At 51.5% G+C, this 13,267-nt stretch carries 10 protein-coding genes and 1 tRNA gene; 4 read left to right on the top strand and 7 right to left on the bottom strand.

The features are described from left to right. Positions 1-97: 97 nt before the first annotated feature. From fadJ to HV041_RS03850, 3 genes are all read right to left on the bottom strand, one after another. On the bottom strand, positions 98-2,245 hold the full coding sequence (gene fadJ / locus HV041_RS03860; RefSeq protein WP_121584858.1) for a fatty acid oxidation complex subunit alpha FadJ: 2,148 nt from the start codon (positions 2,243-2,245) through the stop codon (positions 98-100). Then, positions 2,245-3,555 (bottom strand): acetyl-CoA C-acyltransferase FadI, encoded by a 1,311-nt coding sequence (gene fadI, locus HV041_RS03855; RefSeq protein WP_121584859.1) that lies wholly within the window; start codon positions 3,553-3,555, stop codon positions 2,245-2,247. The genes fadJ and fadI overlap by 1 nt, the downstream gene beginning before the upstream one ends. Before the next feature lie 176 nt (positions 3,556-3,731). Then, entirely contained in the window at positions 3,732-4,016 is a 285-nt protein-coding gene (locus tag HV041_RS03850) for a YfcZ/YiiS family protein (RefSeq protein ID WP_005129756.1), read from the bottom strand. Positions 4,017-4,387: 371 nt separating this feature from the next. Between HV041_RS03850 and fadL the strand changes: the two genes are divergently transcribed. Continuing rightward, positions 4,388-5,719, top strand: a complete 1,332-nt coding sequence (gene fadL, locus HV041_RS03845; RefSeq protein ID WP_005129763.1) for a long-chain fatty acid transporter FadL — start codon at positions 4,388-4,390, stop codon at positions 5,717-5,719. A 60-nt stretch (positions 5,720-5,779) separates the two neighbouring features. Here the strand turns inward: fadL and mlaA are convergent, their stop codons facing one another. Then, positions 5,780-6,535: a phospholipid-binding lipoprotein MlaA gene (gene mlaA, locus HV041_RS03840; protein WP_005129765.1), complete on the bottom strand. Its 756-nt coding sequence runs from the start codon at positions 6,533-6,535 to the stop codon at positions 5,780-5,782. Between the two features lie 286 nt (positions 6,536-6,821). Between mlaA and HV041_RS03835 the strand changes: the two genes are divergently transcribed. The 3 genes from HV041_RS03835 to HV041_RS03825 all read left to right on the top strand — a co-directional run bounded on the left by HV041_RS03835 (position 6,822) and on the right by HV041_RS03825 (position 8,660). Then, complete coding sequence (locus HV041_RS03835) at positions 6,822-7,763, top strand: formate/nitrite transporter family protein (RefSeq protein ID WP_005129767.1); 942 nt, start codon at positions 6,822-6,824, stop codon at positions 7,761-7,763. A gap of 75 nt (positions 7,764-7,838) precedes the next feature. Next, positions 7,839-7,913: transfer RNA gene (locus HV041_RS03830), tRNA-Arg, on the top strand. A gap of 207 nt (positions 7,914-8,120) precedes the next feature. Beyond that, positions 8,121-8,660 (top strand): DUF2058 domain-containing protein, encoded by a 540-nt coding sequence (locus tag HV041_RS03825; protein WP_048211015.1) that lies wholly within the window; start codon positions 8,121-8,123, stop codon positions 8,658-8,660. A gap of 100 nt (positions 8,661-8,760) precedes the next feature. On the opposite strand, the gene pgtA is transcribed toward HV041_RS03825, so the two are convergent. The 3 genes from pgtA to pgtC are packed head-to-tail and all read right to left on the bottom strand — an operon-like array spanning position 8,761 to position 13,203. Beyond that, entirely contained in the window at positions 8,761-10,008 is a 1,248-nt protein-coding gene (pgtA, locus tag HV041_RS03820) for a two-component system response regulator PgtA (RefSeq protein WP_048212549.1), read from the bottom strand. Further along, positions 9,998-12,007, bottom strand: coding sequence for a two-component system sensor histidine kinase PgtB (gene pgtB / locus HV041_RS03815; RefSeq protein ID WP_061068242.1), 2,010 nt, complete (start codon positions 12,005-12,007; stop codon positions 9,998-10,000). The genes pgtA and pgtB overlap by 11 nt, the downstream gene beginning before the upstream one ends. After that, complete coding sequence (gene pgtC, locus HV041_RS03810; RefSeq protein WP_105242214.1) at positions 12,004-13,203, bottom strand: phosphoglycerate transport regulator PgtC; 1,200 nt, start codon at positions 13,201-13,203, stop codon at positions 12,004-12,006. The genes pgtB and pgtC overlap by 4 nt, the downstream gene beginning before the upstream one ends. Between the last annotated feature and the right edge of the window lie 64 nt (positions 13,204-13,267).

Below are 13,267 nucleotides of genomic sequence, written 5' to 3'. Positions count from 1 at the left end.
CGCTGTTTTTTACCTCAACGGCGTAAGTATAGTCAATCTCTGTTTACATTTTGAGCGCGACCCATACATTCGGTGCGGATTCATCCTACCTTTGACCTCATGAATTCAGGTCAGTTTCCCCGATATCCCAGAATCTTTCACCACGTTCCGCCATCTGCAATAACTGTGCACACGGCGTAAACCGTGAGCCATATTGCGTGGACAGTCGTTGCAGAACCGCAACTACTTCACCCGTACCGAGAGAATCCATATACCGGAACGGGCCGCCGAGGAATGGCGGAAAACCAATACCAAATACAGCGCCGATATCGCCATCACGTGCGCTGCGGACGACCTGCTCACCAAAACAGCGTGCTGCTTCGTTAAGCATTAACATGACACACCGCTCTGCAATTTGCGGGGCTGTGAGTTGGCCCTGACCCTGGACGCCAATAAGCGTATAAATTGCAGGGTCGACCTGTTTTTTGCTTTTACGCCCTTTCGCGCCATAAAGATAGAAACCCCGACCATTTTTTCTACCTTTGCGATCATCATTCAAAATTGAAGCAACAACATTTGCAGGTGCGCTAAAACGTTCTCCATAGGCGGCCTCAAGCACTGGTATAATTTTAGTGCCCGTATCAATTCCGACCTCATCCAAAAGTTGGATTGGCCCTACAGGAAAACCAAACTTAACCAGCGCGGCATCAATCGTCTCGACGCGCTCGCCTTCGGTCAGCATGCGAATCGCTTCGTTGATGTAAGGCGCTAAAATACGGTTAACGTAAAAACCAGCCTTATCCTGGACAACAATCGGCGTTTTGCCCTGTTTTTTCGCTAACTTAACGGTAGTGGCAATCGTCTGCTCAGAGGTTGTTGCATGTGGAATCACTTCCACCAGTGGCATTTTTTCTACCGGGCTAAAGAAGTGCAGACCAATTACCTGTTCAGGTCTGGTAGCATTAGCCGCAATATCGCCAATCGGTAAAGATGAGGTGTTTGACGCAAAAATAGTATGAGGGGCACAATTCTGCTCAACTTCTGCCACCATCTGTTGTTTTAACGACAGATCTTCGAATACCGCTTCAATAATCAGATCGCGATGCGCAAAACCGCGATAATCGGTGGTTCCCGAAATCAACGCCAGCTGTTTATCACGCTCGCTGGCTTTGATATGACGGCGGCGAACCTTCGTTTCAAGCTGCTCCCAACTGTACTTCAGCGCGTGGTTGATTCCCTTAGCATTAATATCTTTGATGCGCACCGGCAAGCCACCTTTACAGGCCGTGACGTAAGCAATACCGCCGCCCATCAGGCCACCGCCCAAAATACCGACGCTATTCAGCGGGCCGGGCTTCGCTTCACTACCGGGATCTTTTTTTACATCGGTATTGGCAAAAAAGATGTTCCGTAGCGCCTTAGACTGCGAAGTCATCGCCAGCTCGCCAAACGCGCGGGCTTCCGCCTCATAGCCGCTGCTGCTGCCCTGCGCGAGACCGGTTTCGATCACCTCAAGAATGCGGTCCGTCGCAGGGTAGTTACCCTGCGTTTTTTGCGCCGTCTTTTTGCTGACCATACGAAACAGCAGCGCACGTCCCAGCGGCCCCGCCAGCACGCGTTCACGTACGGGCAGAACCCGGTGTGCCGAGCTGTCTTTTTTGGCCAGTTCAACCGCGGCTTCCAGCAAAATGGTCTGTGGTACAACTTCATCCACCAACCCCACTTTTAGCGCCTGTTTTGCCCGGAGCTGTTTTCCTGTCAGGATCATATCCAGCGCAGTACTGACACCAATAAGACGGGGCAATCGCTGGGTGCCCCCGGAGCCGGGAAGCAGGCCCAACTGTACTTCCGGCAACCCCAGTACGGTTTTAGCATCATCGGTACAAATACGGTTGTGGCACGCCAGCGCCATCTCCAGCCCACCGCCCAAACAGGCACCATGAATAGCGGCAACAACCGGGATCGGCAATGCATTAATTTCCGCCATGATCTGCTGCCCCTGACGGGCCAGCGTTTCGGCTTCCTGCGCGCTGCGACAGCTACCAATCATGTTGATATCCGCCCCGGCAATGAAGTTATCGGGTTTAGCCGAAATAAACACCACACCACGCAATGCTTTGTTATCGCGGATTTGTTTCAGAATGGCCCTCACCTGAGAAGCGAACTCCGCTTTCAGGGTGTTCATTTTCTCTCCGGGCACATCAATGGAGACAACGGCGACGTTATCCAGACGCACGTTGAGCGTAAAAGCCGATGTCATTTCCATTATTCTGCCTCCAGAACCATTGCCGCACCCAGACCACCTGCCGCACATGCGGTGACTAAACCAAACCCACCGCCACGGCGGCGTAGTTCATGGAGGGTTTGGGTGATCATACGTGCACCGGTGGCGGCGAAGGGGTGCCCATAGGCAATTGAGCCACCCAGCACGTTAAATTTACTGTCATCGACTTCGCCAGTGGCGTGGGAGCGCCCCAGCACTTCGCGGGCAAAACGCTCGCTGCCCAGCAACTGGAGGTTCGCCAGCGTTTGTGCGGCAAAGGCTTCATGCATATCAATAAGCGTTAAATCCGCCATGGTTAAGCCTGCACGCTCCAGGGCAAGCGGCGTTGACCACGCCGGCCCCAACAGCATGTCCTGCCAGACATCAATGGCGGTAAAGGCAAAACTACGCAGATATCCCAGCGGTACCAGCCCTAACTCTTGCGCACGCGACTCCGTCATCATAATCACGGCGGCTGCGCCATCCGTCAGCGGAGTGCTGTTAGCCGCCGTAACGGTACCGTGTTTTCTGTCAAATGCCGGACGCAACCTCGCGTAATCCGCCATCGTCGAGTTACCGCGAATATTGTTATCTTCTGAAAAAGGATCTTTAAAGGGGGGAGCGTAGGTCGTCATCACCTCATCTGCGAGTTTTCCTTCAGACCAGGCCTGAGCTGCGCGCTGATGAGAGCGGTGCGCCAGCGCATCCTGCTGCTCACGCGTGATGCCATAGGTTTTGGCCATTTGCTCGGCGGTATCTCCCATGCGTAAACCAGTGGAATATTCAGCCACTGCAGGTGGCACAGGCATCAGGTCGCGCAAGCGTAGTCGGGAAAAGAGCTTCAGACGTTGCCCGGTTGTGCGGGCTTTATTAACATCCACCAGTACTCGCGCCAGCTTTTTGCTGACGCCAATAGGCAGAACGGAAGAGGAGTCTGCACCACCGGCAATCCCAGCACGAATAGTTCCGGCCATCAGGCTTTCCGCGACATTTGCCACGGCCTGAAAGCTGGTTGCACAAGCCCGGCTTACGCTGTAAGCATCTGTATGCACATTCATCCCGGTTCCCAGAACGATTTCCCGGGCAATGTTGGGGGCTTCTGGCATTTGCACCACCTGGCCAAAAACCAGCTGTTCAATCACTTCAGCAGGTATTTCGCTGCGGGCCAGCAATTCACCAACAACCATTTTTCCCAAATCAACGGCGGGAATGCCATGAAACGCGGTAGCCTGACGGGCAAATGGCGTACGCAATCCGCTCACGATGGCGATACGGTCGCCCTGGCGGGTAACCAGCGATAAAGCCTGACTCATAACACTCCCCTGTAAAAAATAAAAATAAGTGGTCTGACCTGATCACAGTCTTAACCAATTTTTTACATTTAGCCAAGCGAGGAGAAAAGAAAGTGAGAGCTATGACACAGTGAATAGTCACTGACTGTTACGAAAATGCCCTTGCCACCGGGTGGCAAGGGCATGAGCAGAAGGGATTAACGCAGGCCCAGCTGGAAAATCAGCGTTTCAGCTTCACAGGCAAAAACAAAATCGATATCCAGACGCACACCCTCTGACTCTTCAGTGAAAGTCGGGGTGATTTTGCAAGGTTCAGACTCTACGCTACGTGCCTTCTCAGTCAGAGCGGCCAGCGTTTCTTCTGCCTCTGCGCGATTCGCGAACACGCGGCTGTAGGAAGCGGTGCAATCGGAGTTGTCCATGATGGTGCCAACATCCATACAGCAGCAAACCGGGGTTTCATCAGCACTGCATTTACTCATTGTAGATTTCCTCTGTATTCGCACCCGAGGTGCCAGATAAACGATAGGGACATTTTACGCTCCCATTATTCGCCTCTCCAGTCGTTAATTGTGCGAAATGCGATAAGTGACCGAAATCACACTTAAAAATGATCTAAAACAAAAATCGCCCAAACAGGTGAGTGCGCGCACCTGCAATTTTGCCAGCTGGATCGCGTTTCTTAGATCAGAATTGAAAATATTTATAAACATACTTGCAACATTCTGGCTGGTCCGACCTATACTCTCGCCACTGGTCTGATTTCTATGTGGTACCTCAGACCCTACACTTCGCGCTCCTGTTACGGCATGTAACATAGTTTGTATAAAAATAAATCTATGAGGTTATGGTCATGAGCCAGAAAACCCTGTTTACAAAGTCTGCTCTCGCAGTCGCAGTGGCAATTATCTCCACACAGGCCTGGTCTGCAGGCTTTCAGTTAAACGAATTTTCTTCCTCTGGCCTTGGCCGGGCATATTCGGGTGAAGGCGCTATTGCAGATGATGCTGGTAACGCCAGTCGTAACCCCGCGCTGATCATGATGTTTGATCGCCCTACTTTCTCTGCGGGTGCGATTTTCGTTGACCCGGATGTCGATATTTCCGGACGTTCGCGCATTGGTAATGACGCCAGCCAGGATAATATCGCCCCAACCGCCTGGATACCGAACGTGCATTTTGTTGCCCCGATTAACGATCAGTTTGGTTGGGGGGCGTCAGTTACCTCTAATTATGGTCTGGCAACGGAGTTTAACAATAATTACGCAGCCGGCTCGATGGGCGGAAAAACCGATCTGGAAACGCTGAACTTAAACCTGAGCGGCGCCTACCGTCTGAATAATCATTTTAGCTTCGGTCTCGGTTTTAACGCCGTCTATGCCAAAGCGAAGCTTGAGCGTTATGCAGGCGATCTGCCGCAGCAGATCGTTGCAGGCTCTGGTGGCAGGGTTCCTCCCGCCCTGGCCGCACAATACCCAGCAGATACGCAGATTGCGCGCCTGAAGGGTGACGAATGGGGCTTCGGCTGGAACGCCGGTATTCTTTATGAAGTGGATAAAGATAACCGTTACGGTTTCACCTACCGTTCGGAAGTAAAAGTTGACTTCGACGGTGATTACCGCAGCAGCCTGCCATCAATGGACCGTATTCCTGCGCAGTTGCGCCCGGTGTTCGCCAGCCTGCCTGCTGGCACTAACGGCAACACAATCGACGGATCACTTGATCTGAATCTGCCAGAAATGTGGGAGTTCTCAGGTTATAACCGCGTTGCACCACAGTGGGCGGTTCACTACAGCATGGCATATACCAGTTGGAGTCAGTTCCAGGAACTTAAAGCGAAAGGCAGCAACGGCCAGACGCTGTTCTATAAAGAAGAAGGTTTCAAAGACTCTTACCGCATCGCGCTGGGTACTACCTACTACTACGATGATACCTGGACATTCCGTACCGGTATCGCCTTCGATGATAGCCCGGTTCCAGCTAACCGCCGTTCCATCTCTATTCCGGATCAGGATCGCTTCTGGCTGAGTGCGGGTACAACCTACGCGTTTAATAAAGATGCTTCATTGGATGTCGGCATTTCTTATATGCACGGTCAGAAAGTGAAATTCGAAGAAGGCCCATACTCCTTCGAATCAGAAGGGAAAGCCTGGCTGTACGGTATGAACCTGAACTACGCATTCTGATTTTCATCAAACGTAAAAAAGGTGAGCTTTTTAGCTCACCTTTTTATTTGCTTCAATTCCTTACTCAGAATCGATCTCTTTTAACTCATCCTGAATATCTTTTGCGTTCGGGTTTTCTTCTGGTTTGAGTTTACCGCCATTCGCAATAAAGTCATGGCGCTGGAAGTAAGCTTCACGCACCATGATGTAAGGATCTGAAGATTGACGCAGCAGACCGTCAGAATCGAGCAGTTGCGCACGCGTTTCAATTCCTTCAACCGTCCATTTACCTATCGACAACGGCCAGGTTAACCAGGAGAGAACCGGATACAGCGTATCCACCATATCGCCGCCATCATCACGCAGCGTGAAACTGCCGTAGAACGGAAGCTGCATATATGGACCGTAACCGACATCATAATGGCCTAATGTGCTGCCGAAGCGGTGTGGTTCAACACGCTGCAACTTCGGATTCGCCATCCCCGCCACATCAATAAACCCGCCCATACCTAACAAGGTGTTGAGGAAGAAACGGGTAAAATGCACCATCCCCTGATAGGGATCGCCTTGCAGAAAATAGTTAACCATGACAGCCGGTTCTTCAAGGTTGCCAGTAAAGTTGCTCAAACCATTACGGGCCGGCTGCGGAACATAATCACGCCAGGCTACAGCCACCGGGCGAACAACGTATGGATCCAACACATTAAAGTTGAAGTTGTACATGGTGCGGTTGAACCCTTCAAATGGGTCCGAACGCCCCTGCTGTTCAGTACCGGAGCTCGCACACCCCACCAAAAGTGTGGTTCCCAGCGCAAGCGCCGACAGGCGAAGCTTCATAAGTGTCTCCCTGTGTATTATGGCTATCGCTGATTGCCATCCATGACGGAACGATGATGTATCCGCCTGATTAGATGTGAGCGATTGTAACAGCACGTCAATCGATGTCTATATGCCCTAACTTACTGATTTGATCATAGCCTGGTAATACAGGCACAGTGATGGTTCATTTTAACGAAGCCAATAAAAACATGCGTTACCATTTTTGCGATTTCAAGCTTTATCCACCAGCCTTCAAATAAAAACCGCTACGCTTTAGCAATACGTGCTTATTCAGGATCCTGGTATGAATGACATCGAAAAAGAGAAGATTGATCGCCACAGCGACGAGCTCCAGGTGGAAAGCGAAGAAAAGCGGAGCGGAAAAAAGATAGAGCTCAATGAGGACAGGCTCCCCTCACGTGCAATGGCGATCCACGAGCATATCCGCCAGGACGGAGAAAAAGAGATGGAACGTGACGCGATGGCGCTATTGTGGTCAGCCATCGCTGCCGGACTGTCAATGGGTGCATCGTTGCTGGCAAAGGGAATCTTTCACGTACAACTGGAGGGGGTTCCCGGCGGATTTTTGCTGGAGAATCTTGGTTATACCTTCGGCTTTATTATTGTGATTATGGCCCGCCAACAGCTCTTTACGGAAAATACCGTCACCGCCGTCTTACCCGTTATGCAAAACCCTACCCTCGGCAATTTTGGTCTGTTGATGCGTCTGTGGAGCGTAGTACTACTGGGTAATATTCTCGGCACCGGGATTGCGGCATGGGCGTTTGAATACATGCCGATTTTTGATGAGGCGACCCGCGACGCTTTCGTCAAAATAGGCATGGATGTTATGAAAAATAGCCCGACGGAGATGTTTGCCAATGCCATTGTCTCCGGCTGGTTGATTGCCACAATGGTCTGGATGTTTCCCGCCGCCGGAGCCGCAAAGATTGTCGTCATTGTCCTGATGACCTGGCTGATTGCCTTAGGCGATACCACACATATCGTCGTGGGTTCAGTTGAAATTCTCTATCTGGTCTTTACTGGCACACTGCACTGGGGCGACTTTTTCTGGCCTTTTGCCTTGCCGACACTGGCCGGGAATATCTGTGGCGGGACGTTTATCTTCGCGCTGATGAGCCACGCGCAGATCCGCAACGATATGAGCAATAAACGCAAGGAAGAAGCCAGGTTGCAAGCAAAGCGGGAAGCACAACCGCAGAAAAACCAGAAAAAACAGACCTGAATGGCGACTGTTTGAGCAGTCAGGCAGCCTGAGACTTACCGTTGAGAGTAAAAAACGCTATACTCATGCCGCTTCGTCCCCTTAGTTAAATGGATATAACGAGCCCCTCCTAAGGGCTAGTTGCAGGTTCGATTCCTGCAGGGGACACCATTCACATCTAGAACGCAACGCTCTGTTTTATTTCACCATCACGGTACTTGCCATAGCTCCACACAGTTTCTCCCCCGCCGTTTAGCGCCTGAGCATTTCGCGATGCCAGACAGGAGCCAGACCGGTTTGGCAAACCCCGTATTCTGGCATCCCGTTGGACGTTAAGGTTATAATCCTGACAACGATTTTATTGGATCAGATGCAAAAATGACAAAACTCACCCTACAAGAACAGATGCTGAAAGCTGGCTTAGTTTCCAGCAAAAAAATGGCGAAAGTGCAGAGAACGGCGAAAAAATCACGCGTTCAGGCCCGTGAAGCCAGAGAAGCGGTTGAAGAGAATAAAAAAGCACAAATTGAACGGGATAAGCAGTTAAGCGATCAACAGAAACAAGCGACGCTATCGAAAGAATACAAAGCGCAGATTAAACAGCTTATTGAAATGAACAAAATCACCATTTCCAAAGGTGATATTGGGTATAACTTCACCGATAATAATCTGATTAAAAAAATCTACGTGGATAAGGTGACACAGGCGCAATTGATTAAAGGACGTCTGGCTATTGCCCGGCTGACTGCTGAAAGCGAGCGTGACAGCGAATATGCTATTATCCCGGCCATCGTTGCCGATAAAATTGCGCAGCGCGACGACAGCTACATCGTCTTAAATTGCGAGCTAAGTCAGGAAGCGAAAGACGAAGACGATCCGTATGCTGACTTCGTCGTACCTGACGATTTAATGTGGTAAGCGAAAAATGCCGGATAATGAGTCCGGCATTTTTTCTAATAATGAGGTGACGACTCAGATGTTCATTCAATTGCCCTTATCATAACCGCACCTCTTCTCTCTAGAACTTATAATGCTCTTTACTTAGCCCGTATTTTCTCATCCGCAAATACAGTTTTTTACGCGGGATTTGCAGATATTCTGCCACTTCATTAATACGCCCTTGATGAATATTTAGCGCTTCGGTAATGATTTGCCGCTCATACTCTTCAACCCGGCGATCCAACGGTGTCGGTTCCGGCATATGCAACTGCGGATTAGCGGTTTCCGCCAATGGCAGCAACCCAACGGCAAAAAGCTCTGCGGCGTTTGCCAGCTCTCGCACATTACTTAACCACACACGACGTCGCATCCCTTTTAGCAATTCCCCGTCGACCTCCGGAATGGGGTGGTTCAGACGCAGACAGGCTTTTTGCAGGTAATGGCGAAATAGCGGTTCAATATCGTCCGGGCGCAGGGATAGAGGCTGGCAGGCGATTTGCGTCATGGCGAAACAGTAATAGAGTTCGGCCACGATCTGGTTTGTTGCCGCCAGTTCCACCAGCGATGTCGTGCCAACACCAATTAGCCGAAAAGGGCGCCGCTCCTGACTTTGCAGGTGAACCAAATGGTGCTGCTGCTCGCGCGTCAGACACGCTATATGGCTTAATACCAGCGTCCCACCTTGCGCTTGAGCAATCAGCTCATCGAGCTGAGCCGTGTTCCCGGCGGTGAGTTCTGCGCGGATAAACGGCCCCTGGGCGCTACGCCCCAACTGATGCAAATAACGGGCTCCCGTCATACGTCCCGTCCCGGGTTCCCCATAAAACCAGACGGCAAGATCCGTTTCTGCCAGTTGCTGCAGCCGTTGACGGTACTGATTTATCCAGTCGCTGTAGCCAACCAGTTCAACCTGCAGCTTTTGCTGGCAGTAATGACGACGGGCAATCACAGATTTTCGCTGCTGCAATGCCTGTGCAACCAGCAACAGCAGCTTACCGGGATCGACCGGTTTTTGCAGAAAATCCCATGCCCCTTTTTTCACCGCATCCACCGCCATCGGCACATCACCATGTCCGGTAATCAGCAGGATCGGCAACTGGTTATCATCCTGATGAAAAAGAGCCATCAGTTCGATACCGTTACAGCCAGGCATACACACGTCACTCAGGACGATACCGGGCCAGTCAGCCTGTAGCCAATTTCGGGCATCGTAGGGGTTATTGCACGCGCATACCCGATAGCCTGCCTGCTCAAGCAACAAGGTGTAAGCATCAAGGACATCGGCATCATCATCAATCAGCAGAACAGAATATTCATCACTCAACATCTTCTACATCCGTCAGGTTGAATTGCAGTACCACGCAGGCATTGCGCCCCAGTGTCGATGCCAGGCGTAGCTCGCCGTTCATCTGCGTCATTAACGAGACACAAATTGATAGCCCAATACCGAGACCAACATCCTTACTGGTGGTAAACGGTTTTAATAGCGACGGTAGCAGCGCACCAGGCCAGCCGGGGCCATTATCGCTGACAAATACACACACCGTGCTGCCCTCAACCTGCCAGTGAACGTCAATCTTCGCGGCAACCGGACAGGCATCCAGCGCATTTGCCAGTATGTTTACCAGAACTTGCTGAATTCTCACCTCATCGCCCATAACCCACACGCGCTCAACCGGCAGCGAAAGCGTACCCTGCTGCGGTTTATGCCGCATAGACAATAACTCCCAGGCCGCGCTGAAGGTTTGCCGTAAATCGACCGGATGCAGCGGTGCCCCCGGCTCGGCCCGGCGCGCAAACTGTCGCAATGAGCGGATAATGGCATCGATACGGGTAATGAGTCCTTCGGCTTTGGTTAACGTGCTTCTGGCCTGCGCCAACTGCTCCTGTTCAATTGCCCTGCCCGCAGTAAACAGATACATCGACAATGCATTCAGTGGTTGATTGATTTCGTGGGCCAGCGTGGTCATGGTCTGTCCGACCACCGCCAGTTTCGCCGTCTGAATCAATTCGCCCTGGGTCGCTCGCAGATCGGCTTCAATCTCCTTACGCTCTGCCACTTCCTGTTCAAGCTGACTTTTTTGCGTATTGAGCTGACCCAGCGTATGGCGCAGTAACCCCGCAATGCGCCCTAGCTCATCACGACCATAAACCGGGATCGAGGCATCGGTTCTGCCAAGACCAATTTGCACCACGGCCTGGTTGAGCGCGGTAAAACGCTTCACCAACCGTGAACGGATAAAGTAGTGGTTGAGTCCCCAGGCAAGAAGCAGCGCCAACAGCGTCGCCAGCAAAATAAGCCCGCCGCTAACGCGAACAATCTGCTCCAGTCGCTGGTTAAACATCTGCATTTGTTGATGGCTACTTCCCAACTGAGCCTCAAGCAATGTTCGAAAACGACCAAGTGTAGCTTCTCTGGCATGACTGGCATCAACCAGCGCTTTTTGCGCCGCGACATAATCGCGCATCGTATCGGGCATTTTATTTTTCATCATCCCGATTTCCAGCAATTCGTCGATGGTTTGCCGCAACGTGATAGTACTGGGCCAGTCGTCCAGGGTACGAATATTTTCATCCGCCGTTTTCTTCAGATTTTCCAGATAGCGAATATGATTCTCGACCAGCATGCCGTCGTCGCTACCTGACTTCAGTTCATTCAACCTGTCGCGTAAATCATCGACAATCTGGTTTTCAATTCTTGCCAGCGTGTACACCTGTTGCTGCTCATTCTGCACCTCCCTGGCGCGTTTCAGGTACAACGCCGCGTCGCCATTTTTCGCTTCAATTTGATCCAACAACGTTCCCTGCTGCCAGGTGAAATCCTGCACCAGAGAGTTCAGTTCGGTCGTGAAATCATCATGTAACCAGTCGATTCGCGCGGAAAGTTCGCTGACTTTTTCGCGTACCAGGAACATGTTGTAGAGCACCCTGTCCAGCTCGGTCATCAATGCCCGGCTATCTTGCAAAATCACCGCCAGCTGTTGCTGTTCCGCGGGTTGCAATCCCCGGCTCAGCAGTTCAATTTTGTCCAGATGTTCGATGATCTGATTACGCAGTTGCAGCCGTACGGTCGTATTGGGGGCAAGCAGGAATTCATTAAGCTGATCGACAACCAGGTTAAGATTCCCTTCAATCAAAAAAGCGGAATGTACGCGCGGAAAATAGTCATCGAGCGAATAGCGGATTTGCGAGCTTTGCTCATGCCAGGAATACAAACTGACACAGCTCACGCTCAGCGTCAGTAAAGCCCCCGTCAAAAAAGCCCCCCGCAAACTGCTGCTGATGCTGAGCTGACGAAGACGTTGCCATAGCGAACCGCCTTTCATTGTAGTTCTTCCAGTTTTGATATCGCCAGGCGCTGGTTTTTAAGAAACCAGAGTTGCCACTCCATCATTTGCTGTTCAGCAAAGCTTTTATTATCGAATTGAGCAAGCCAGGCTTCATCTTCGCTGTTCCTGGCGTCGATTGGGACCTGGGTTAACAGCGCTCTGATTTCAGGTAACGGATGTTTCAGACGAGCTTCCGCACTGTACAGCGCTCGCCAGGCATCCTTAAGCTGCGCGAGGCGGAAACTGATGGCCGTATCAAACATCCTCTGGACCAGTTGTTGACGCTTCAGGATCAGACGGTAATTAAGCGGTGGCTGTTTCATCAAAATGGCCTGTTGGGCTGCACGCGGGTTATCTGCTGCCAGCGACGTTACCGGATATTTACCGGTATTCGCATCTGCAAGGATCCGCTGCCCTTCCGGGCTCAATAAATAGCGGATAAAACGTTGTGCTTCATTGGCACGCGGGCTGTTTTTCAGCACGGCTACGTAGGTCGGCGAGACCGCCGAGTGTGGGAAGTAAGTAAAAGTCAGATTGGGGTCATTGAGCAGCAGATTGGCATAGTTATCAATAACCGGTCCCGCAACGCCCAATCCGCTCTTAATTTTGTCCGCAACACCAAAGCTGCGTGATGAGATGGTCACCAGGTTCCCGGCACTGGCCAGCAATGTCGCCCAACCTTCTTGCCACCCTTTTTGTTGCAGCAGTGATTCAACCATCAGGTGATTGGTATCGGAGCGCGATGGGCTACTCATCAACAGGGCATTTTGATATTTAGGATGCGTTAAATCACCCCAGTCCGTCGGTGGTGGCAGATGTCGCGCCGTCAGTGCTGAACGATTAATCAGCAGACCAAATCCCGAGAGAGCCACGGCTACAGACGTCGACCGTATTGACTCTGGCACCAGACGCTGGCTTTCCGGCAAGGCATTATCAAAAGGAGCAAGTTTCTGATGCTCCTGAAGATGCTGCAGTAGCATCGGCGAAGAGGTCAAAATCAGGTCAACGTTCTCCGCATTCGCGGTATCGAGCAGTTGTTCGAGAGAAGAACTGGTCCGGTTTAGCGTGCGGATCATCACTGACCCCGGCTCCGTTTGCCAGCGCTGAATAATCCAGGCCGTTGCCCCCGGGGAAAACGTCGTCGCCATCACCAGTTCCTTCCCCTGTGCCAGACAGGTCGCCGACAGCGACATAAAACACAGTGAGAGCGCCAACAAACTACCCCGACAGAAAAGTCTGTTTGTGATCCTGCTCATA

It is taken from the genome of Citrobacter sp. RHBSTW-00029 (assembly GCF_014104295.1).
In the GTDB taxonomy this organism is placed as follows: Bacteria; Pseudomonadota; Gammaproteobacteria; order Enterobacterales; family Enterobacteriaceae; genus Citrobacter; species Citrobacter youngae.
This window is presented reverse-complemented; position numbering and strand designations above follow the sequence as displayed.